The organism is Humibacillus sp. DSM 29435 (genome assembly GCF_001758225.1).
Lineage (GTDB): Bacteria > Actinomycetota > Actinomycetes > Actinomycetales > Dermatophilaceae > DSM-29435.
Genome location: NZ_MAST01000053.1, coordinates 167,013 through 187,862, shown reverse-complemented (window position 1 = coordinate 187,862; position 20,850 = coordinate 167,013). Strand labels below are relative to the sequence as shown.

Genomic DNA, 20,850 nt, shown 5'->3' with positions numbered 1-20,850 from the left:
GGTCATCAGCTGCCCTCGAGTACCCGAAGGAGAGCGGGGGCAACGAGGATGGCGAGGAAGATGACGCCGAGCATGCTCATCGGGATCGACATGCGTTCCCCGATCTCGTTGGCTTTGCCCTTTTCGGCGGCGAGCATGGCGGCGCGCATGGACGCGGACCGGGCCCGCAGGTTGGTGTAGATCTGGGCGTCTTCCTCGCCGGACAGGCGCATGATGTCGGCCAGGTCCTCCAGTTCGGGCAGGCCCAGCTCGTCGGCCAGCCCGCGCAGGGCCTCCCAGGGGGTGACCCCGGACCAGCGGGTGCGGGCCAGCTCCTCCCCCAGGCGGCGGAACACCCAGCTGTCCCCGACCTCGGCCGAGACCTCCATGGCCTGCCGGGGCCCGGCGCCGCCGCGGCGTTCCAGCGCTACGAAGTCGATGTAGGCCCCCAGTGCCCGGGAGAACTCCACCCGGGCCTTCTTCGCCTCGTCGCGCATGTTGTAGTCCGGCAGGAAGAACATCACGATCGCCAGGACGAGCGAGCCGAGCACCGGGATCACCACCGGCAGACCCAGACCCAGGACGGTGAACAGGGCGGTCAGTACCGGCGGAACGAGTAGACCTACCAGGGCGTAGAGGATCTTCTCCCCGTAGAACCGGCTCAACGAGATCCGCATGATCGCCAGCTCTTTCGTGGGGACGGTTCCCCAGGTTCCCGCGGGCAACGCTTTCATGGCCCACAGCCCGAGACGCTCCCGGGTGTCGGTGGCATCGATGCTGAGCCGGGTCCCGCCGGACCGGGTCTGCGGCGTGAGCCGGCTCAGCGCCTCACCGAGGTCGGGGTCGGCGGGCGCGAGCCGCCAGATCAAGAACGCCACTCCTAACCCGATCAGGGCCCCAGCGGCGATGGCCAGCTGCAGTCCGGTGGCCATCAGCGGGCCGCTTCAGCGGCGGCGGCCCCGATGAACCGGGGCAGCCGCTCCCCGGCTGCCATCCGCTTCATCCAGATCAAGGTGGCTACGTAGAGGGCGAGCAGCATCGTGAGCAGCACCTGCCCGAACGGTGACCCGTACGGGGCGACGTACTCCCCCGTGATCGCGAGGAAGGCCAGCACGCCGATGGTGATGATCGTGACCCAGCGGGCCGTGGAGCGGGGCTTGGCGCGGTCGGACTCGATCTCTCGTCGGGCCCGCACGTCGCTGGCTACGGACTCAGCCAAGGCGTCCAGGACGTTCGAGACGCCGCGACCGCGACGGCGCGCGGCCAGGATGAGGTTGCCGGTGATCAGGTCCCCGGTGGCATCGTCGAGCTCATCGGCGAAAGCGCGTAGGGCGTCCTCGGTGCCCCACCGGGCCCGCAGACGGGAGGCCAGCCGGGTGACCTCGGGTCGGATCGGGGCGGGGGTAGAACGCAGGGTACTGATCAAGGCCTGCTCGAGGCCGGCGCCGGCGGTAAGAAGGCCCGCCAACGACCTGGTCCACTCCTCCAGCGCCTCGAGCTGAGCGATCTTGTCCCCGGCTTCCGGGGAAGAGAGCAGGTAGGGCAGGCCGGCCAACGCGGCCGGCACGATGAGCAGGGCCACCACCCACCCGGTGAGCAGGGCGACCACTGCGCCGATTCCCAGCCCTACCAGCAGCAGCAACCGTGTTCGCCGGGTCAGGGCTCCGTACCGCCGGGCCCCGGGGATGCGGTTGCGCCCGGGCGCGGGTGGCCGAGGTGGCGTGCCCCGGAGGCCGATGACGGCCCCGAGGAGGCCGGCCACGATCAGCGCACCCGCCAGGGCTGGGATCAGCGCGGTCACGACGCGGCCTCGCCGCGTTCGCTGTAGAAGCCGGTCAGGTCAAAGCCCCACTGTTCCAGCTCTTTGTAGTCATCGTGCATGACGTTCGGGGTCGCCACTCGGCTGTGTGGTCCGGCCTTGAAAACCGTCGTCGTTGCGTAGCCCAGTTCCTTCTCGCCCGGGGTGACCACGATGATCTCCGACACCCACCGGGACAGCTGTGCTGAGCCGTCGGGTAGCTCGCTCTTGTCCATGGCGACGTGGACGATGATGTCGACGTTCGCGGCGATCTGCCGGATCGCGTACTCGTAGGTGATCTGAGGGCCGGCCTCCAGGGCGCACGTCGCCAGTTTCCCGATCGCACCTACGGCGTTGCGGGCGTGCGTGGTGGAGATGGACCCGTTGGAGGACTCCATGGCCTTGAACATGGCCAGGATCTCCGGCCCGGTCACCTCGCCGACGATCTGGCGGCTGATGTTGAACTTGAACGAGTCGATCAGGGCCTCGGCCAGGGTGAACTCCCCCGCCTTCTTCCCGTCAGGGCCGCGTTCGCCGAACCCGGGCCGCGCTTCCCAGGGGAAGACGATGTCGTGCTGGTCCTCCAGTTCGTGCAGGTGCAGCTCGTAGACGGTCTCGAAGGTGCCGATGATCTCCCGTTTCGGGATCTCTGCGCACAACGCACGCGCGACCGTTGTCTTGCCTGCCCCCTGGGCGCCGGTGACCACGACGCTCCGGCCGGCTTTGACTGCGGCCGCCAGGAAGGAGGCGGCCAGCTGGGTGCACGTCTGCGAGTCGACAAGGTCCTCTAATCTGACCTTCCTGAGGCGATGCCGGCGGATGACCACGGACGGGAACGGGTGCACCCAGGCCACCGCAGCCAACCGGGATCCGTCGTCCAGGCGCAGGTGTAGGCGCGGCTCGGATTCGCTGAACGGTCGCGCGTTGGCCTCTGACCGCGAGGCCAGGAACACCAGGAAGTCGATCAGCTCCTGATCGCTGCTGGCCACCGGTGGCCCCTTGACCAGGCGCCCTCCGGCCAGCTCGAGCCAGACGCGGGCGTGCCCAGCGATCAGGATGTTCTCTACGCGGTCGTCATCAAGGAGCGGCTGCAGACGCCCCATCCCGAACAACGCGGCGTCCAACGCTTCGGCCATCTGCTCCTGGACGGCCAGGGTCCAGGACTCCTCCCCCGCGGTCATCCTCACGGCTGACTCGTCATTGAGGAGCTCGAGGATGATGGCCCGGCCGCGCTCGCGTTGTTCTTTCTTGCTCAGGTGTCCACCGTCGTCTCTGTTCACTTCACTGAGGCGCGCCGACGCCTGTTTGCGCAGAACCGCGATCAGGTCCCAGTCCAGGCCCTCGTTGTACGAATGCCGCGCCCGGTGCACCGGCATCGGCTCACTCGGCTGTGACCTCGGGGAGTGTCTGAGCGCGGCCGGCCCGTCGGAGTCGGCCGGGTGGTTCATCGAAAACGAACCCCTCACCCGGCCCGGGCGGGGTGGTCCCGGTACCGCGAACAGCGGCAGCGACGTAGGGTCCGCTCGGTCGGCCGGGTCGCTCGTGACCTGCGGTCTCTGGTTGTTGCTTCTGCTCATACTGGGCTCCCTACAACCGGCACTACCAGATCCGCACGGTTCGCCGTCACGGTCGAGGTGATGGCGGCGTGCGCGGCCTTAAGACTGCGCACCAGCGCCGAGCCGTCGAAACGTCGCGGCGCGCTCCCTCCCTTGGCGAACACCCGGGCTGCGGGTTCATCCCAAGCCAGTGACGCTGTCACTGGGGCCCGAAGGACTTTGTGGACCTCCCCAGCGGTGTACGGGTCATTTTCGCCGACCATGAGGATCCCCAGAGAGGACGAGCCCCCCACCCCTTCGAACCCGGCCTGGAGCGTTTCCACCCAGGACCGCGCTCCGGACAACGCCACCAGATCAGACCTCATCGTCAACAAACACAGGTCGGCTGCGTACAGCAGTGGCTCTGGTGAACCCGCCAGCCCAAGCCGGCCGGCGTCGACGATCACGTCCTGGCCCGTGCGCTCAAGGCCCTTCAACGCGGCCGCGAGTGGCTGCCACAGGGGCACCAGGCTGCGCGCCTGGGTGTGTGAACGAGTGCCCGGCAGCAGTGACACCTGGGTGTCTTCGATTGTCACCGTCGCCTCGGGGAGCGCCTCCGAGAGCAACCCTTGCCGGTGCGCCAGCGCCAGATCGATCAGTGAGTCGGTCGGGGTTGTCCGTCCCCGCAGGTACCCGGCCAGGATCGAGGATCCCCCGGTGGGGTCGGCCTCGACCAACAACACGGGCGCATCCCACGTCAGGGCCAGCCCCAGAGCCGACGCGGTCACCCCTGGGGAACCGGAAGCGGAAGCCAACACGATCAGCGCCATTCCTCAGCGCTCCCGCGGGTCGAGCACCATCGCGACGCGGCCGGTGGCGGCCCGGGCCGCAAGCTCTGCGGCTTTGTCTTGGCCTACCAGCACCGAGACCACGATCTTGCCTTGGTCGGCGCCCGGGTGAAGGCTGACGACGGTTGCCGCGATCTGCACCTGCGGCCCGGCGGCAACGTTGCCGTCGGCGCCCGGCGTGCTGACCACCCGCACCTGGTCCCCGGCCCGCAGCGGCTCCCCTGGCAGCAACGACGCCGGTAAGGCCACACCGACCACTGACTGTCCTGCCGGTGGGATCACCGTTGGGGCCACGTCCTCTGCGGTGACCAGGCTCCCGGCGGACATGTCCATTGCTGCACGTTGGCCGATCAGCTTGCGCAGATCGCCGCCTGGTGTTGTCTTTAGACTCGGGTCGACACCCACCTGGACGGTGATGAGGTCGTTCTCTGCGATGGTCGCGCCGCGGGCGATGGTGTTCCGGACCGCCACCACAGACTGTGCGTCGCTCACCGACGTCCAGGTCCACACACCCAACATCGCGCCCAGAACGACAGCCGCCACCGACGCCGCAACCAACATCGGCCGCCGGCGCAGTTTCGGAGCCGGCTCCACCGTCCCCGGGCGCTCTTTCGTCGGAGCACCCTTGCCGCTCGACGCCTGGATGCCGTTCTGATTCGTCTTGATGGCGTCGGTTGTTGCCGTCATCGCCCGTCTCCCCCGCCTGATGTGTTGATCATTGGCTGATCACCTGGGCCTCACCGATGGTCAGCGTCGCGTTCTGGGTCAGGTCAAGCGTGATCGTCCCGGCCTGGCCGATCCCGGCCCAATCGATGACCCAGTACGACGTAGCCGTCACCGGGTAGCGGCCCTGGCGGGTGTAGACGTGCCCACAGGTCGGGGACTTCTGCTTGCCGAACCGGGACTCGTACGGGGTGCCCTTACCGCACGTAATCGAAGGCCCGTCGCCCATATCCCAAACCACCCGCGCGACGCGAGCTGTAGCCGTCACGGTGTACCCGCCAGCGGACGCGGTGCGCGTGATCGGCCCGTAGGTGCCGGGGGTCGGCTCCCTCACCCACATGTAGTTCGGGAGCCCCACCAAACCGATTGAACCGGGCTTGGGCAGCGGCACAACCCCAATCGTGATCGGTTGCAGGTCCATCGTGGCGACCGCATCCTGTGCGAGGTCTCGCGGGTCCGGTGGTGGCGGCGCTTTCGGTCCGGTCTTCGACCAGAAGAAGATCGTGTAGCCCGCGACGAACACCTGATTTACGACGCGTGGTCCGACGATGCAGTCGTAGATCGCGCCGCCTTTATGTCCTTTCCACACGGGATCCCCTTGGAGCGGTTGCGGGTCAGATTTTCCTGCGGGAGTGCATTTCACGTAGTCGATAAAGATCGGCTCCACCACCGGAGGCTTGCCGCCGCCCCCTGGGGGCTTGATTACCGGAGGCGGGTTCGAGCCGGGCGGTCTAGGCGGAGGTGGTGGTGTCGGCGGCAGGGTTATCCAGAGGATGCATATGCCACGCTCGTTGAATTTCTTACATGCTGGGGGGGCAGCGTGCGCAGCAGTCGGAGCGATAAGCGTGAGCCCGAATAAGACTGTCGACGCGACCAAGGCCGCCCTGACGCGCGTCAGCATGATTTTCCTGTGGGAACGACGTACCCGACTCGCCATTGAGTGGGGTCGGGGTATTTGTAATTGACGACTATCACATTCTCGATTGCGCGAGGTTTGCGGTCAGGTGGAACAATCGACTTACCGCTGTAGTCAACGACATTAACTTTGCTCACGTCGTAGCAGACACCGAACGTCAGATTTGGCACCGTAGGAGGCGATTCTTTCGGCTTGTTGGTTAGATCAGTCTTAAGAAGCGTGGTCGAGACCACCTGGAGAAACCCGATCTGTTTCGTCTGCGCAGCCTGAGCCGAGCTGAGAGCACTTCGGAGATCGTTAAGCGCTGACGTAGTGGCTACGCTGTCGAAGCACGTTGCCTTTGCTTTCGATGGCTCCTGCAAGCATGCGTCGCTCACCTCGAAGTAGGCCCGCGCCATCTCCTTGGCCCGCTCCTGTGGTGAGTTGGGGTCGTACGCCGTGGAGGGGCTGGCCGTCGTGACCGCGCTCACGCTCGGAGCTGGGGAGGTCGTCGAGGGGGCCGAGGCCGTCGATCGGGTGGGTTTCTCCGACCCGTTACCACCCGAGCATGCACCGACGGCAGTCGCGATCGACGCGGCGGTGAGAGCCGTTACGGTTGCTCGGGTCCACTTCATTCGTTGCTCCTTGATCTCTATGGGAAGCCCGCGCGAGTACCCCTGGCGGTCACTTGAGAGCAAAATCGAGACTGAAACACTAGTGCCCTTACATCGGATCGCACCACAGCCGAGAACCTAAAAACGGCCCCCCCGGCCTTGGAGGCGGGTGACCTGTGCGACCCGATTCGCTTAAGGATGGTCCAGGTCTGCGCCTACCCATCGGACCACAGCGGCGTCGCAATGTGGAGACTCGAAAAACACCTGTGGATAACCCGCAGGCACGGCGTCGCTGTGGAGCAGTGCGATCCGGGTCGATGAACTCCCGCAGAGGAGCTGCCGATCGTGCGTTGCCGTTGCGGACGGTGACGGGCCGGTCAGTCACTAGTACTCCCTCAATGGTCTGACCGTCGTCATGTGTGACGCAGGAACGCGCGCTCAACTTCGCTGACCGTGGTGTCCATGGCTGCGGCCAGCTGCTTCAAGACATGTGGCGGCGGAAGACGTTTGACCCGACCCGCTTCCCATCGCTGGATGTTCGCTACAGACACGTGGACGCGATCCGCAAGTTGGCGAGGTGTCAGCCCGACGAGCAGGCGCATGCGGCGAAGCCCGGAATCATCGCTGTCTGGGGTGAGCAGATCGCCGAGTTTCACGCCGAGGGCTGCCGCCAGCCGTGTCAGCACCAGCGTGCGGGGGGCGGAGGTGCCGAGTTCCCAACGGGAGACCCGTTCACCACCCGCAACACCGATCAATCGGGCCAGCTCGTGTTGCGTGAGCCCTTGCCGGACACGAGCTGCCCGCAAAGCCTGGGGATCAACAGTCGGTTCTTGGCGACGCATCGACCCCACCCTAAGGCCCCGGTGATGCGACTTGCCGCAGGCGAGCCGCGGATATCTACACTCATTTGATCGTCGCCTCGTTGCGGGGCAAGGTGGCGACCTGGATCAGGGCGTCGGGCCACAGCGCAGCCCCCATCCTGCGTGCCCCTTCGACGCGGAGTTCGTCCACCGCGTGCGCGTATCTCTGGGCCGTTGCCATCTCTGTCCATCCCATGATGGCCATAACTGTTCGTAGGTCGACGCCTTGAACCAAAAGCAGGGTCGCTGGTGTGCGTCGGGCCTCGTGTAGTCGCGCATCACGAACTCCGGCGGCTGTCAGTAGCGCCTTCCATTCACGCCAGTCACGAGCCGGGTCCATCGGCCCACCGGCTTTGTCGGGGAAGGCCAGATCTGTCGTTCTGAGAAAGGCCGGGCCGAGGCGCAGGCTCTCCTGCAGCGGCTCACGGCGCTGCAACCGTAGTTCTTCCACCAGGGGCGGGGGCAGCGAGATGGAGCGTCTTGACGCATTGGTTTTCGTCACCAAACGAATACCCCAGTTCCGTCGGTCAGGACAATCTGCCCCTCTCATCCGGTCGCGCGCGGACTGCGGAACGTTAGGCCCGACCGGACATCCGTGCTCCTACGTCTGCCGCTGCACAGCTCGTTGGACACGCAAAGTGCCGTCGTGACAGCGGCCAGGGGAAACTGCCCGAAGGCGGTCATGTAGTTGCCCGGTAGCGGCCATGAAAAGTGCCCGTTGGCAGTCATGGGATCTGCCCGACACGAGTTCGTCTGCTCCTGACCAAGCCCCGCGGTACAGGCCCCTCCTGGGGTGCGGTGGCGTGCGTAAGCGCCTACCACCCCCAGGAGGGACACGTTGAGGTCTGCCGAGAAGATCATGAACATGGTGGAAGCGAGTGTTGCTCATGTGGTCGAACACGGAGCTGTCGACAAGCAGTCGCAGTTGCGGGTGTCCATGGCGAGGAGCTCCACGCTGCACCAGAACGCCTCCAGGCCTCCGAACACGGACAACCACAGCGACAACGAGGCCAGCGCCAGCGTGGACCCGGGCAGACGTCAACCTGCGGTGAGGTCATCGGCGACAGCCGTGAAACCAAGCTCGGCAACTCCCTTGTACTGGGAGCGGCCAAATTCCCTCTCTCTCGAGCGTCGATGACCGCTGGGGTCACCGGGCCAGGCTTAGGGATTTGGGAGGTCACCATGAGCCAGAACAGCCGACGCGAGTTCGAGTCCCTCGCGGCCGCAGCAGAACGCACCGGCCTAAGCATCAAGACCTTGCGCCGCCGCATCTCGAACGGCACCCTCGCGGCTTACCGCAGCGGACCCCGCATCCTGCGGGTCGACCCCAACGATGTGGACAACATGATGGTTCGACTACCAACCCGGTAATCGACTTGAACGTCAGGGTCCTCGTCGACCAAGTGCCAGCCAGTCGGGGACTCGGCATTTCGGGGATTCACGCTCATCGATTCGTGGCTGGCCCGCCTGGCCGATCTCGCTGGCCCGAACCGACAATGCCGCGTCGGTCTCGGCATCTCTGCCTGCCGCGGAGTGTTTGGCAGCGAAGGCTTCCGCCACGGTGTCGACCGGGCCCAATCCGTCCTCCGCGGCCACTTGTCCCGGCTGTCGTCATGGGACCAGGTCAACTGGAGCCTCGGCCTGACGGGCTTTTCCAAGAGCCAGAACCTTAAGGATCGCCCGGATAGGTGATGGCGTGGCGTGGCGGTGAGAAGGGCACGGCGCCTGCTACCAGTGGGACTTGTGAGAAAACTATTGTTAACCAGGTCGGTTCGTTGAGGCGCTCACGGTTTTACCAGAGTCGGCCTGCTGCATCTCGACCATCAGCGGGCCATTCGGTCCCGGCCAGGCCCGCACTCGCGCCGTCGTGACCCGATGTGGACGGGCCGGTTGTCGTTGCCGACATCGGCAGGTGGCATGGTGCCCTGGTAGGCCGTGACGTCTTTCATGGACCACCAAGGTCTTTTTGGGGCCTGTGCGCTGGAAGGCAGGCGTGTGAGCCGTAGACGGTCCGGATCGGGCGTGGACCCTGCACCTAGCCTCGGTGCCCATGAACGGCCGAGCGTGGTGCGCCTGCGGCGGACAATACGGATCCGACACAGCCACCGTGTCGGGCGATCAGGATCAGCCTCCAGGCGGCACGCAGCATGGGTCATCCTCGTGCACCTCGTGCGCGGCCCAGCGTCGCGCCTATCCAAGCATCTGGGCGAGCGGACTGGGCCAATCTGGACCGGAAAATGCAAGAAGGAGCTGGGAGAACCCAGCCCCTTCTTGCACGTATGTTGCACGGTCACAACTTTTCGCGACCCTACCAACCTCTGACCTGCATAAACTCCCGTCGGGCTGACAGGATTTGAACCTGCGACCCCTTGACCCCCAGTCAAGTGCGCTACCAAGCTGCGCCACAGCCCGTGAGCCCCGAAGGGCCGAACGAAACCCTAGCGCACGCCCGCCACAGAAACGAATCACCAGAACGGTGGGCACCGTGCTCCGCGAGCTCAGGTGCAGCGGAAGACCTCCCGACCCTCCGACGATGACGCGGCCTGGAACGACAGCACGTCGCGGATCACGTCGTACACCTCGGCCAGGGGCAGAGGCTGGTCGGCCACCTTCAGTGCGCCTGACGTGACCGCCACAGGGTGCCACCAGGCGCCGTCGACCGTGAGGGTCGGCTCTGGTTCGACGGTGTCCAGGCTGATGTGTTGACCAACGTCAGCGAATCCCTCGGCCGCAACCGGTCGCACGAGCTGGTCTTCCGCGGGGATACCCATCTCGTCGAGAAGGCAGGTCAACGCCGGTACCGACTCGAGATCGGACTCCATGACCGTTGCCGCGACCCGCACTCGAAAACCGAGACCTCGAGCGAGACTGATGCCTTCGAGAGCCCGTTCGTGCGATCCGGCCCCGCGGTTGTCGTTGTGGATCGTCGGTCCTGCCGAGTCGAGGCTGACCTGCAGCGTCACGGCATCTCGGTCCATCGACTCGAGGGTTCGGCGTCGGGCGCCACGACCGAACACCATGGCGTTGGTCAGGATCGTCACGGGAACCTTGGGGTGAACCGCAGCGACGAGGTCGCCAAGGTCGGGGTGCAGGAACGGCTCTCCCCCGGTAACCAGCACCTCTTGGCCCCCCAGCGCGACGAACTCGTCGACCGCACGGGCCGCGAGGTCGACAGGCATGAGCCGTGGCGCTGCTTGGGGTGATGACTCGGCGCAGCAGTAGGAGCAGGCGAGGTTGCAGTGGAAGTTCGAGTAGAGCCACAGACGTCTGCCGAGGGGCGTCGCCTCGCCACGGCTGAAAGCGAGGCCCTTGCTGGATGCCGTCTCAGCGGCATCCGCCCTTGCGGCGCCAGAGGCCCCCGCCGGGGCACCGCGCCGGATGGCGAGATGCCACGGGCCCTTTCGGTCATCGTCGGCCCGAACATCGATGAGCCCATGACCGGCCAGTCGGGCCCACGCCGGCAGGTCGACGAGCACCGACCGCTCGGCCGTGTGGAGCAACAACACCTCCCCCTGACCGATCGCACGCATCGCCACCGTCAGCGACAGCAGGAGACCACTGCCGCAGTCCTGCGTGCCCCCGTCGAGCTCTGCGGCCGACGTCCAGGCAGCGCCCGAAGCCAGGGGTGCAGAACCAGACTCGACCGCGCCGGCCCCGCCGCGGGCAGGTAAGCCCGTGGGCATCATTGACAGCCCCTAGAAGGACAGCGAGGCTGCGCCATCGGCAAGAAGCGCCACCAGCGTGGCCCCACCGACGATCTTGGCGCCGTCGATGAGGTCGTCTTCGCCGATACCCCGCTTCTTGGCGCACGGGCTGCAGACCAGGAACTCTCCTCCCGCCTCCACGAACGAGCTGACCAGGTCGCCGAGGGGGGCGAATCCCTCTTCGTGAAGCGTCTGCGCCACTCCCGCCTTGGCCAGGTGCACGCCTTCGGACGACAGGAACACGGTGGTGGTCTGGGCCGACGCGACGGCGGCCCCGGCGACGACCATGGCCACGCTGGTGCGGTCGACGTCGTCGGAGGAATGGGTGAGATTGATGACGAGGGCTGACATGTCAGAACCTTTCGATGGTGATGGATGGGTCGTCTTCGTGCAGGGCTGGCGCAGAAGCAGGCTCGACATGCCACGGGCGACCTGACTGCGTCGCGGTGGCGTTGGCGCTGATGGCGAGATCGAAACAGGGCCGGCCATCAGGTTGCTCACCCGAGCCTAGAAAAACATGTCCCGTCAGGTGGCACCAGAAGGGGATGTCGATGGGTGCGGCCGGATCGGTGGCCACCACGCGCACCACCGTGCCGTGCGCTAACCCCTTGAGGTGCGCCACCAACCGGAGCAGCAGCTCACCGCAGGCGAGGTCGCCGCCGTCGAAGCAGCTGGCTGGAGGCGAGCCCGCAGCCTCCGTCACGCGCGGCTGTCCGAAGTCGAGGCCGCCTTCGACGTTGAGCGGGTGGCCCTGGAGGCAGGGAGGGGGGCGATATACACGGCGACCAGGCACAGGGCCGCGAAGACCGACACCGTCGAGCCGTTGCCTCCGAGCAGGGTGGCATCACGTCCGTCCAGCACAAGCGTGACCAGGGCCGCGACGCCGGCCACCCCGGCCGCGACGCGCGCGAGCACCGGAGTGCGGACGCACAGCAGCAGACAGGCTCCGATGGCGAGCAGCAGCACTCCGCCCAGCACGTTCCACCCGCCGAAGCTGATCGCGTCACCGAGCCCGAGCCCGGCGCCCCTGCCCCCCACGACATCGCCATCGGCGGCCGCCGAGGCCGTGGCCCAGACGCCCAGTACGAGCGCGACGATGCCCCACGTGCGTGTGCTGAGTACACCGTCGGTCAGCCCCGCTCGCGCACCGTCGGCGCCGCCGTGCCGGCCGGCGGGAAAGACGAAGATCACCAGGTGAAGCGCGATCATCAGGTAGTACGACCACGGCCATTCGTTCGGGGTGGCCAGTACCGACAGCCCGATGACCATCGACTGCCCGATTCCCAGCAGCGCAGCGAGTCGGGTGAAGGAACCGCTCAGTAGCAACGCCCCCAGCGACAGCTCCACCAGCAGCACGCCCCACCCGAAGACGCCGAGGTTGGGGCGAACGAGGTGCTCGAGCAGCCAGCTGAACGGGGGCAGAACCGGATGTTCGATGCCGTCGGTCACGTACTGGTACAGCAGCACCTTGTCGTTGGCGCCGAAGTCGGGTGGCGTCTTCCAACCGGCGTTGGTCACCCACAGCACTCCAAGCATCACGCGCAACCCCGTGAGGGTTCGGGCGGTCCACCTCGGGTCGCTCTCGCTCACGCCCGTCAGGAACGAGCCGGTCCGTCGCCACGTCATGGACTGCATGCCTTCACGGTAGGCCGTCCCGGAGTGTGACGGGTGGTTCCCGCCTTACGGTGCCCTGACGCGTCGGATGCCGGGCGGTACGGCATCCTTCAGCAAACGGTCACCGGCGACGCTTCTCCCGAACCCGCACCGACACCTCGATGGGGGTGCCGTCGAAGCCGAACTGCTCGCGCAGCCGTCGCTCGATGAACCGGCGATAGCCGGCCTCGATGAAGCCGGAGGCGAAGATCACGAAACGCGGCGGCCGGGTCGAGGCCTGGGTGGCGAAGAGGATCCGGGGCTGCTTACCGCCGCGCACCGGGTGCGGGTGGCCGGCGACGACCTCACCGAGGAACGCGTTGAGGCGCCCGGTCGGGATACGGGTGTCCCACGACGCGAGCGCGGTCTCGATGGCTGGCACCAGTCGGTCCATGTGCCGGCCGGTGCGGGCTGAGATGTTGGCCCGCGGCGCCCATGGCACCTGCACGAGCTCCTTCTCGATCTCGCGCTCGAGGTAGTAGCGACGCTCCTCGTCGAGCAGGTCCCACTTGTTGTACGCGATCACGAGGGCCCGACCGGCGTCGATGACCTGCTGGATGACGCGGATGTCCTGCTCGGCGATCGGCTCCTCGGAGTCGATGAGCACGACAGCGACCTCGGCCTTCTCCAGGGCCGTCTGGGTGCGCAGGGAGGCGTAGAAGTCGGCCCCCCGGGTCTGGTGCACCCGTCGCCGGATGCCGGCGGTGTCGACGAAGCGCCACGTGGTGCCGCCGAGCTCGATGAGCTCGTCGACGGGGTCACGAGTGGTGCCGGCCACGGGGTCGACGACGACGCGGTTCTCGCCGGCCAGCCGGTTGAGCAGGCTCGACTTGCCGACGTTGGGTCGCCCGATGAGCGCCACTCGTCGAGGGCCGCCCTGCGCGTAGGCCCCGTGGGCCGACACGGCCGGGAGCACCTCGAGCACGGCGTCGAGAGCATCTCCGCTCCCGCGCCCGTGCACGGCCGAGACGGGCCACGGCTGGCCGAGCCCGAGACTCCACAGCGCGGCGGCATCCGCCTCACCGCGCTGGTCGTCGACCTTGTTGGCGATGAGCACGACGGGCTTGTCGGCCTTGCGCAGCAGGCGCACCACCGACTCGTCGTCGTCGGTCGAGCCGACCGTGGCGTCGACGACGAACATCACGACGTCGGCGAGCTCGATCGCGATCTCGGCCTGTTCGGCAACCCGCAGGTGGATGCCGGTGGCGTCGGCCTCCCAGCCGCCGGTGTCGACGATCGTGAACCGGCGACCGGCCCACTCCCCCTCGTACGACACCCGGTCACGGGTGACCCCCGGCACGTCTTCGACGACGGCTTCGCGCCGGCGCAGGATGCGGTTGACGAGGCTGGACTTGCCGACGTTGGGCCGCCCGATCACCGCCACGACGGGCAACGGGCCGCGTGACTGTTCGTCAGCGGCATCCGGGCCCTCGCCGCTGAGCAGCGCTTCGTCCTCGGGCGCGAGGTCGAACTCGGCGAGGCCGGCGCGCAGCGCTCGCTCGACAGCCTTGTGATCGGCGTTGTCGTGGCTGTCAACGGCGACGTCAACGGTGGCATCCACGGTCGAGATCGGAGCGCCCTCGTCGGTGGGGCGGGCGGTCTCGTCGGTCACGGTGTCCTCAAATCGCTGGCAGGTGCCACCCCTTCTGGGCGCACGGGGCGCGCTCAGTGGAAGTCGGCTGAGGGTCCATTCTCCACCCGCGCGAGGCGCACGTGTGACGCGAGCGTCTCGCGCAGCTGCTCGGAGGCCAGCCGCAGCCGTTCCCGACCGGGCACCCCGCTGGGCACATCGAGCTCGAAGGGGCTTCCGAACACGACGTCGAGCCGCGACCGCAGACGAGGCCAGGCGTCGACGCCCGCCCCCTCGGTGCGTGTGCCCATGACGGCCACGGGCAGCAGGGCGGCACCGGTGCGCAGGGCCAGCCAGGCCGCCCCCTGGTTGACCTCGTCGACGTTGCCGGTGCCGCGGTTGCCCTCGGGGAAGATGCCCACCGCGCCGCCCCGTTCGAGCACGGCTGCCGCGGTGGCCAGGGCGCCCCGGTCGCCGATGCTGCGGTCGATCGGGATCTGCCCTACACCGGCGATGACGGCGCCGAAGAACCCCGTGAAGGCTTCCTGCTTGACGAGGAAGTTGACCGGGCGGGGCACCATCGAGAAGACGAAAGGACCGTCGAGGAACGCCGCATGGTTCGCCACGAGGATCACCGGGCCGCTCAACGGGACTCGTTCGGCGTGCTGGGCCCGACCCCGGTAGGCCGTGTGGAAGATGCCGATGCCGATGTAGCGCCCGATCTGCGCCCGCCTCGGGTGCGGGGCGCTGGGGCTGTGGCTGGCATCGACGGTGCCGGCCCGGCTCGCCGAGTTCACGACAGCGCCGCCTCCACGACCTGGAGCACTGCGGCGACCGACCCGTCGAAGTCGAGGTCGGAGGTGTCGATGGTGGTCACACCGTCGGCGGCCACGGTGAACTGCGAGACGGTGGCGTCGGCCCGGTCGCGGTCGACGATCTGCGAACGGGTGGCAGCTACCGCGTCCGCATGGTCGGCGCCATGCAGCTCGCGCGAGCGTCGGGAGAGGCGGGCCTGCTCCGACGCCGTGAGCAGCACACGCACGGACGCGTCGGGCGCGACCACCGTGGTGATGTCGCGGCCCTCTGCCACGACTCCCCCGGCGGCGGCCGACGCCGCCGTGATCAGCCGGCGCTGGAGGTCACGAAGCACCTCGCGCACCGGCACGACGACCGCCACCTTCGAGACCTGCGTGGAGATCTTCGGGTCGCGGATGGCGCCTGCGACATCGGTTCCGTCGACCGTGACGCTCGGGTCGTCGGGGTCGGTACCGATCACGAGCGGGAAGTCGAGGGCGGCCGCGAGCACGGCGCTCTCGTCGGTCAGGTCGACCGCCCGCTCGAGACACCACCAGGTCAGGGCCCGGTACATCGCCCCGGTGTCGAGGAAGCCGTAGCCCAACGTGCGCGCCACCTGCTTGCTGACGCTCGACTTGCCGGAGCCCGAGGGCCCGTCGATGGCGATGACGAAGCCCTCGAGAGGTGCGTCACCGACCGGGCGGCCGGAGGAGTCGGGGATGGTCGCTTCGGGCTCGGGCATGGGCGGCAGCCTAGCCGCCGCCCGGTGGCCGACGACAACGCGACCAGCCCTGGCCGAGCAGCCGGGCTTGCCTGCCCGAACGTCGGTCGGATGCCGCTGAGCTCAGTCGTGCACGCGCCAGCCGAGCCGCGCCAGCTCGGCTCGCAGCGGTTCGACGGCCGACGGCACGACCGAGATCTCGGCGACGGCGACGGCTTGCCCGAACCCATGCTCCAGCTGCAGGTCCTCGAGGTTGATGCCGGCCGCGCCCATGTCGCCGAACAGCCGACCCAGGGCTCCGGGCTCGTCGGGAACGACCACCGACACCACCTCGTAGACGGCGGGCGCCGACCCGTGCTTGCCGGGGATGCGGGCGTGGCCGAGGTTGCCCGACTCGAGCACGCGGCTGAGGGTGCCTAGCGACCCCTCCCCGTCAGAGTCGACGAGCGTGTCGAGCGCCCCCACGACCTGGTCGACCTGGCTGCTGACCTGGCGCAGCACGTCGCGGACGGCCAGGGCGTTGCCCGCGATGATCTGGGTCCACAGTCGCGGGTCGCTGGCCGCGATGCGGGTCACGTCGCGCAAACCCTGACCGGCCAGGCTGACGGCCGACTCGGGCAGGTCACGCAGGCAGGCGGCGACGATACTCGCCGCCAGCTGTGGCACGTGGGAGACGGCCGCTACGGCCGCGTCGTGCTCGTGGGCCGGCATCACCCGCACGGCCGCCCCCAAGGATGTGGCGAGGTCACGAACCGCTCGCACTGCGGCATCCGACGACCGGTCGTGCGGCACGATCACCCACGGGCGCCCGTCGAACAGGTCACCGCGGGCCGCCGCAGCGCCCGACCGTTCGCGGCCGGCCATGGGATGTGACCCGACGTAGCGGGTCACGTCGAGCGCACCGTCGGCGGCCCCCGACACCAGCACGTCGACCAGCACCGACTCCTTGACCGACGCGACATCGGTGACCACCGCAGACGGAAACCGACGCAGCGCTGCCACCACGACGGTGGCGACCACGTCAGGTGGGGCAGCGACGACAACCAGGTCGGGCTCACCGTCGGCGTCGAGCCCGCCGGCGAGCAGGTCACGCGCCAGCCGCACCGCGGTAGGCGATGGGTCTTCGAGGGTCACCCGAGTTCCGTTGGCGGACAGTGCTATCCCGAGACTGGTACCGATCAGCCCGGTGCCGACGACATGAACGTGGATCACGGCATCACCCTAGCGACTCCACGGGTCACCCGACCTCGCCGCAACGTCGTCCATCGTCGGCCCCTCCGACTCGGGGTGGGCCGCCGCGGAAGCCGCGGCCGCCCACCCGAACCGAGGCCGCTGAGCCGGTGGGTCAGAGATCGGCTGCCTTGTAGAGCGCGCCGACCTCTGCCTTGTTCAGGCGACGCATGCGCCCCAGCTTGAGGTCGGCCAGACGGATCGGGCCGACCTCGGTGCGCACCAGCTCGACCACTGGATGGCCGACGGCCTCCAGCATCCGGCGCACGATGTGCTTGCGGCCCTCGTGCAGCACGACCTCGACCATGGCCTTGCCCGGCTGGTGGTCGATGATGCGGAAGGAGTCGACCTTGACCGGCCCGTCCTCGAGCTCGACCCCTTCACGCAGCCGTTTGCCGACGTCACCCTTGACCGGGCCCCGGATCGTGGCCACGTAGGTCTTCAGCACGCCGTACGACGGGTGCTGCAGCCGGTGCGCGAGGTCGCCGTCGTTGGTGAGCAGCAGCAGGCCCTCGGTGTCGGCGTCGAGACGACCGACGTGGAAGAGCCGCTCCTCGCGGTTGCCGACGTAGTCCTCGAGCGAGATTCGCCCGAGCTCGTCGTGCATCGTGGTGACGACACCCTTGGGCTTGTTGAACGCGAGATAGACGCGATCCTCGTCGAGGTTGATGCGCACACCGTCGACGTGCACGGTCTGCGTCTTGGCGTCGATGCGCACACCGAGCTCGGTGATGACCTGCCCGTCGACCTCGACGCGACCGTCGGCGATGAGGTTCTCGCACACGCGCCTCGAACCCACGCCGGCAGCGGCCATCAGCTTCTGCAGGCGCACGCCGTCGGGGTCGTGCACGTCGACGGGTGGGGTCGACGAGGCTCGGCGCTCGGGCAGCCGGGTGGGCTGGCTCGGTTTGGTGGAACCGGCGAACCGGGGCCCGCTTCCGGCGCGTCCGGTCTGGCGGTCGGCGGGCTTGGCGTGTTTGCCGCCCGTGCGACCGCCCGTACCGCCGCCGGCTTGGCCGGGTCGACCTGCCTTGCGCGGTTGGCGGGGTGATCTCGAGTGCTCGCTCATGCGTGTCCTTCCTCGATGAGCTCGTCGATGACGTCGACGTCTGGCAGATAGGGAGCGAGGGCCGGGAGGTCGTCGAGCGAGTCCAGGCCCATGCGCTGCATGAAGTAGGTGGTGGTGCCGTAGAGCACGGCACCACTCTCCTCGGGCTCACCGACCTCCTCCACGAGGCCCCGCGAGAGGAGGGTGCGCACGACGCCGTCGACGTTGACGCCGCGCACGGCACTGACCCTCGAGCGTGACACGGGTTGCCGGTAGGCGATGACCGCCAACGTCTCGAGCGAGGCCTGGGTGAGCTTGGCCTGCTGCCCGTCGAGCACGAACTTCTCGACGACCGGTGCAAACTCCGAGCGGCTGTAGAAGCGCCAACCCCCCGCGACGTGCCGCAGGGTGAACCCGCGCAGCTGGGCGGCATACTCGCGCTCGAGAACCACGAGATGGTCGTGGATGTCGTCGACGGGCTGCTCGAGCACGGCGGCGAGCTCCACCTCGGCCACGGGTTCGTCGACCACCATCAGCACGGCCTCGAGCGCCGAGCGCACACCGCCCGGGAAGGCGTCGATGTCGAAGGCGAGCTGATCGTCGGGGTCGACCTCGCCGGACTGGGGTGACGCTTCAGTCACCGGCTGACGAACGGCTTCGGCCTGCTGTGCTGACTCAGTCATCAAGGCCCCTGCTCTGGTTGGTCGCGTCGTAGACCTGGTCATCTCCGGCGTCGCTGGGCTGGTCTCTCGCGTCGTCGCCCGTCTCGGTTCCGTCGTCGGCCTCGGTGCTGTCGTCGGCCTCGTCGCTGTCGTCGAACTCGTCGTCGATCGCGACCTCACCAGCGTCGGCGCCCGTCCAGCGGATGTCGAGCTCGCCCAGGGCCTCGGCCTGCTCGAACGCGATGGCCGACTCCTTGAACAGCTCGAGCACCGCCAGGAAGCGGGCCACGATCACCAAGGTGCTCTCGGCGTCGGCGACGAGGCTGCGGAAGGAGGCATGACCGCGAGAACGGAGCCGGTCGACGATGATGGTCGCCTGCTCGCGCACGCTGACCTGCGGAGCGTGCAGGTGGTCGAGCCCCACCGTCGGCGGAACGCGCGGCGTCATGGCGCGCGCTGCGATCATGGCGAACTGGTCGGGCGTCACGGCGATCACCAGCTCGGGCAGCAAGGTGGCGAACTGGGGCTCCAGCCCGACGCGTCGCGGCGTGAGCCGGCCGGCTGTCACCATCCGATCGGCGAAGGTCTTCGCGATGAGCTTGTAGGCGCGGTACTGCAGCAGGCGCGCGAAGAGCAGGTCGCGGGCCTCGATGAGCGCGAGGTCTTCGTCGTCCTGCGGGCCGGCGCCGGGCAGCAGGCGGGCGGCCTTGAGGTCGAGCAGGGTGGCCGCGACGAGGAGGAACTCAGAGGCCTGGCCGAGATCCCAGTCGTCGTCGATGGCCTGCGCCGCCTTGATGTGGGCGATGAACTCGTCGGTCACCTTGGCGAGAGCGATCTCGGTGATGTCGAGCTTGTGCTTGCTGATCAGGCCGAGCAGCAGGTCGAAGGGCCCGGAGAACACGTCGAGGTGCACCTCGAAGGGCGCGCCGGTGCGCCTCGTGATCACTCCCCCCGGCACCATCGGCGCTGCCTTCGGACCGTCTATGGGCCGGGGCGGGGCGCTGGAACCGTCGTCGAGGACACTCCGCTCGGCGACGGCCACGGGAGAGTCGGCGGCGTTCTGGCCCGGCATGAGGGTCAGGCCGCGCCACCACGCGCGATGAGCTCGCGCGCGAGCTGCCGGTAGGCAGCGGCCCCGGAGTGCTCGGAGGAGTAGGTGGTGATGGGTTCGGCGGCCAGAGTGGCGTCGGGGAACTTGACCGTGCGGCTGATGACGGTGTGGAACACCTGGTCGCTGAAGTGGTCGACGACCGAGCGCACCACCTCGCGGCTGTGCAGGGTGCGGCCGTCGTACATGGTCGCGAGGATGCCGTCGACCTGGAGCCGTGGGTTGAGCCGGTCGGTGATCTTCTCGATCGTGTCGACGAGCAGCGCCACGCCGCGCATCGCGAAGAACTCGCACTCGAGCGGGATGATCACGCCGTGCGACGCGGTCAGGGCGTTGACCGTGAGCAGCCCCAGCGACGGCTGGCAGTCGATGAGGATGACGTCGTAGTCGTCGACGACCGGGCGCAGCACCCGCGCGAGGATCTGCTCTCGGGCGACCTCGCCCACGAGCTGCACCTCGGCGGCCGACAGGTCGATGTTGGCGGGCACGAGGTCGAGGTTCGGCGTTCGGGTGTGCTGGATGACGTCGGTGATCGAGTGGCCGCGCTCGACCAGCAGGTTGTAGATCGTCAGGTCGAGCTCTTGCGCGTTGACCCCCAGGCCCACCGAGAGAGCGCCCTGGGGGTCGAAGTCGATGACGAGCACCCGCCGCCCCAGCTCGGCCAGCGCGGCACCGAGGTTGATCGTCGTGGTGGTCTTGCCGACCCCACCCTTCTGGTTGCACATTGCGATGATGCGGGCCGGCCCGTGGCTGCTCAGCGGAGCCGGCTGCGGGAAGTCGGGCAAGGGTCGACCGGTGGGCCCGTTGGCCCCGACCCCGGCTCGCTCGGTGCCCGGCAGGTGCGCCGACGGCGACTCACCGGTGAGGGTGGGTTGGTTCGACGCGGGCGCTGGAGTCGACGCGGCCATTGGAGTCGACCTGGTCGACGTCGTCGGCTCGGCCTCGGCCGGCACGCTGTCGCGCCCATCGGCATCCGTGACCGGGGAACCTGCGGGGACACCCTGCGGGTCGGGTCGGTGATCGTGCATGTTGTCGTGCGACTCCTCGTTCACCGGGTGCTCCAACTCCGTTCCGCCCAGGCACCGTCGTGCTCCGACCAGCCTCGCG

At 68.1% G+C, this 20,850-nt stretch carries 21 protein-coding genes and 1 tRNA gene; 1 reads left to right on the top strand and 21 read right to left on the bottom strand.

What is annotated here, in order from left to right:
* Positions 1-5: 5 nt before the first annotated feature.
* From BA895_RS21990 to BA895_RS23325, 8 genes are all read right to left on the bottom strand, one after another.
* Positions 6-911, bottom strand: a complete 906-nt coding sequence (locus tag BA895_RS21990; protein ID WP_070194004.1) for a type II secretion system F family protein — start codon at positions 909-911, stop codon at positions 6-8.
* A complete protein-coding gene (locus BA895_RS21985; protein WP_070194003.1) occupies positions 911-1,780 on the bottom strand; it encodes a type II secretion system F family protein in 870 nt (289 codons plus the stop codon). The genes BA895_RS21990 and BA895_RS21985 overlap by 1 nt, the downstream gene beginning before the upstream one ends.
* Positions 1,777-3,225 (bottom strand): CpaF family protein, encoded by a 1,449-nt coding sequence (locus tag BA895_RS21980; RefSeq protein WP_083283661.1) that lies wholly within the window; start codon positions 3,223-3,225, stop codon positions 1,777-1,779. Before BA895_RS21980 ends, BA895_RS21985 begins: the two co-directional genes overlap by 4 nt.
* Positions 3,226-3,350: 125 nt before the next feature.
* A complete protein-coding gene (locus BA895_RS21975; protein WP_070194001.1) occupies positions 3,351-4,142 on the bottom strand; it encodes a hypothetical protein in 792 nt (263 codons plus the stop codon).
* A gap of 3 nt (positions 4,143-4,145) precedes the next feature.
* The gene (locus BA895_RS21970) at positions 4,146-4,754 is read right to left on the bottom strand and encodes an SAF domain-containing protein (RefSeq protein ID WP_254666605.1); all 609 of its coding nucleotides are present in this window, start codon (positions 4,752-4,754) and stop codon (positions 4,146-4,148) included.
* A gap of 121 nt (positions 4,755-4,875) precedes the next feature.
* Positions 4,876-5,550: a PKD domain-containing protein gene (locus BA895_RS21965; RefSeq protein WP_139142831.1), complete on the bottom strand. Its 675-nt coding sequence runs from the start codon at positions 5,548-5,550 to the stop codon at positions 4,876-4,878.
* A gap of 1,255 nt (positions 5,551-6,805) precedes the next feature.
* On the bottom strand, positions 6,806-7,234 hold the full coding sequence (locus BA895_RS23330) for a helix-turn-helix transcriptional regulator (protein WP_083283659.1): 429 nt from the start codon (positions 7,232-7,234) through the stop codon (positions 6,806-6,808).
* A 61-nt stretch (positions 7,235-7,295) separates the two neighbouring features.
* A complete protein-coding gene (locus BA895_RS23325; RefSeq protein ID WP_175442414.1) occupies positions 7,296-7,754 on the bottom strand; it encodes a tyrosine-type recombinase/integrase in 459 nt (152 codons plus the stop codon).
* Between the two features lie 680 nt (positions 7,755-8,434).
* On the opposite strand from BA895_RS23325, the gene BA895_RS21955 reads away from it, so the two are divergent.
* On the top strand, positions 8,435-8,623 hold the full coding sequence (locus BA895_RS21955; RefSeq protein WP_070193999.1) for a helix-turn-helix domain-containing protein: 189 nt from the start codon (positions 8,435-8,437) through the stop codon (positions 8,621-8,623).
* A gap of 967 nt (positions 8,624-9,590) precedes the next feature.
* Here BA895_RS21955 and BA895_RS21950 read toward each other — a convergent pair.
* The 13 genes from BA895_RS21950 to BA895_RS21890 all read right to left on the bottom strand — a co-directional run bounded on the left by BA895_RS21950 (position 9,591) and on the right by BA895_RS21890 (position 20,795).
* Positions 9,591-9,664: transfer RNA gene (locus BA895_RS21950), tRNA-Pro, on the bottom strand.
* A gap of 86 nt (positions 9,665-9,750) precedes the next feature.
* Positions 9,751-10,938, bottom strand: coding sequence for a radical SAM protein (locus tag BA895_RS21945; RefSeq protein WP_139142830.1), 1,188 nt, complete (start codon positions 10,936-10,938; stop codon positions 9,751-9,753).
* Between the two features lie 9 nt (positions 10,939-10,947).
* Positions 10,948-11,307: a DsrE family protein gene (locus tag BA895_RS21940; RefSeq protein WP_070193997.1), complete on the bottom strand. Its 360-nt coding sequence runs from the start codon at positions 11,305-11,307 to the stop codon at positions 10,948-10,950.
* Position 11,308: 1 nt separating this feature from the next.
* Positions 11,309-11,659, bottom strand: coding sequence for a sulfurtransferase TusA family protein (locus tag BA895_RS21935; protein WP_070193996.1), 351 nt, complete (start codon positions 11,657-11,659; stop codon positions 11,309-11,311).
* Positions 11,656-12,591, bottom strand: a complete 936-nt coding sequence (locus BA895_RS21930) for a hypothetical protein (protein ID WP_070193995.1) — start codon at positions 12,589-12,591, stop codon at positions 11,656-11,658. The genes BA895_RS21935 and BA895_RS21930 overlap by 4 nt, the downstream gene beginning before the upstream one ends.
* 100 nt (positions 12,592-12,691) lie before the next feature.
* Positions 12,692-14,170: a ribosome biogenesis GTPase Der gene (der, locus tag BA895_RS21925; RefSeq protein WP_254666611.1), complete on the bottom strand. Its 1,479-nt coding sequence runs from the start codon at positions 14,168-14,170 to the stop codon at positions 12,692-12,694.
* Between the two features lie 104 nt (positions 14,171-14,274).
* On the bottom strand, positions 14,275-14,976 hold the full coding sequence (locus tag BA895_RS21920; RefSeq protein ID WP_070193993.1) for a 1-acyl-sn-glycerol-3-phosphate acyltransferase: 702 nt from the start codon (positions 14,974-14,976) through the stop codon (positions 14,275-14,277).
* The gene (cmk, locus tag BA895_RS21915; protein WP_070193992.1) at positions 14,973-15,716 is read right to left on the bottom strand and encodes a (d)CMP kinase; all 744 of its coding nucleotides are present in this window, start codon (positions 15,714-15,716) and stop codon (positions 14,973-14,975) included. Before cmk ends, BA895_RS21920 begins: the two co-directional genes overlap by 4 nt.
* 102 nt (positions 15,717-15,818) lie before the next feature.
* Positions 15,819-16,907 carry a prephenate dehydrogenase gene (locus BA895_RS21910; RefSeq protein ID WP_070193991.1) on the bottom strand — a complete coding sequence of 363 codons (1,089 nt, stop codon included), beginning with the start codon at positions 16,905-16,907 and terminating at the stop codon, positions 15,819-15,821.
* Positions 16,908-17,040: 133 nt separating this feature from the next.
* Positions 17,041-17,994 carry a pseudouridine synthase gene (locus tag BA895_RS21905; RefSeq protein WP_070193990.1) on the bottom strand — a complete coding sequence of 318 codons (954 nt, stop codon included), beginning with the start codon at positions 17,992-17,994 and terminating at the stop codon, positions 17,041-17,043.
* The gene (gene scpB / locus BA895_RS21900) at positions 17,991-18,656 is read right to left on the bottom strand and encodes an SMC-Scp complex subunit ScpB (RefSeq protein WP_070193989.1); all 666 of its coding nucleotides are present in this window, start codon (positions 18,654-18,656) and stop codon (positions 17,991-17,993) included. The genes BA895_RS21905 and scpB overlap by 4 nt, the downstream gene beginning before the upstream one ends.
* Positions 18,649-19,596, bottom strand: a complete 948-nt coding sequence (locus BA895_RS21895) for a ScpA family protein (RefSeq protein WP_070194060.1) — start codon at positions 19,594-19,596, stop codon at positions 18,649-18,651. The genes scpB and BA895_RS21895 overlap by 8 nt, the downstream gene beginning before the upstream one ends.
* Before the next feature lie 116 nt (positions 19,597-19,712).
* Complete coding sequence (locus BA895_RS21890) at positions 19,713-20,795, bottom strand: AAA family ATPase (RefSeq protein ID WP_371327744.1); 1,083 nt, start codon at positions 20,793-20,795, stop codon at positions 19,713-19,715.
* Positions 20,796-20,850: the final 55 nt, after the last annotated feature.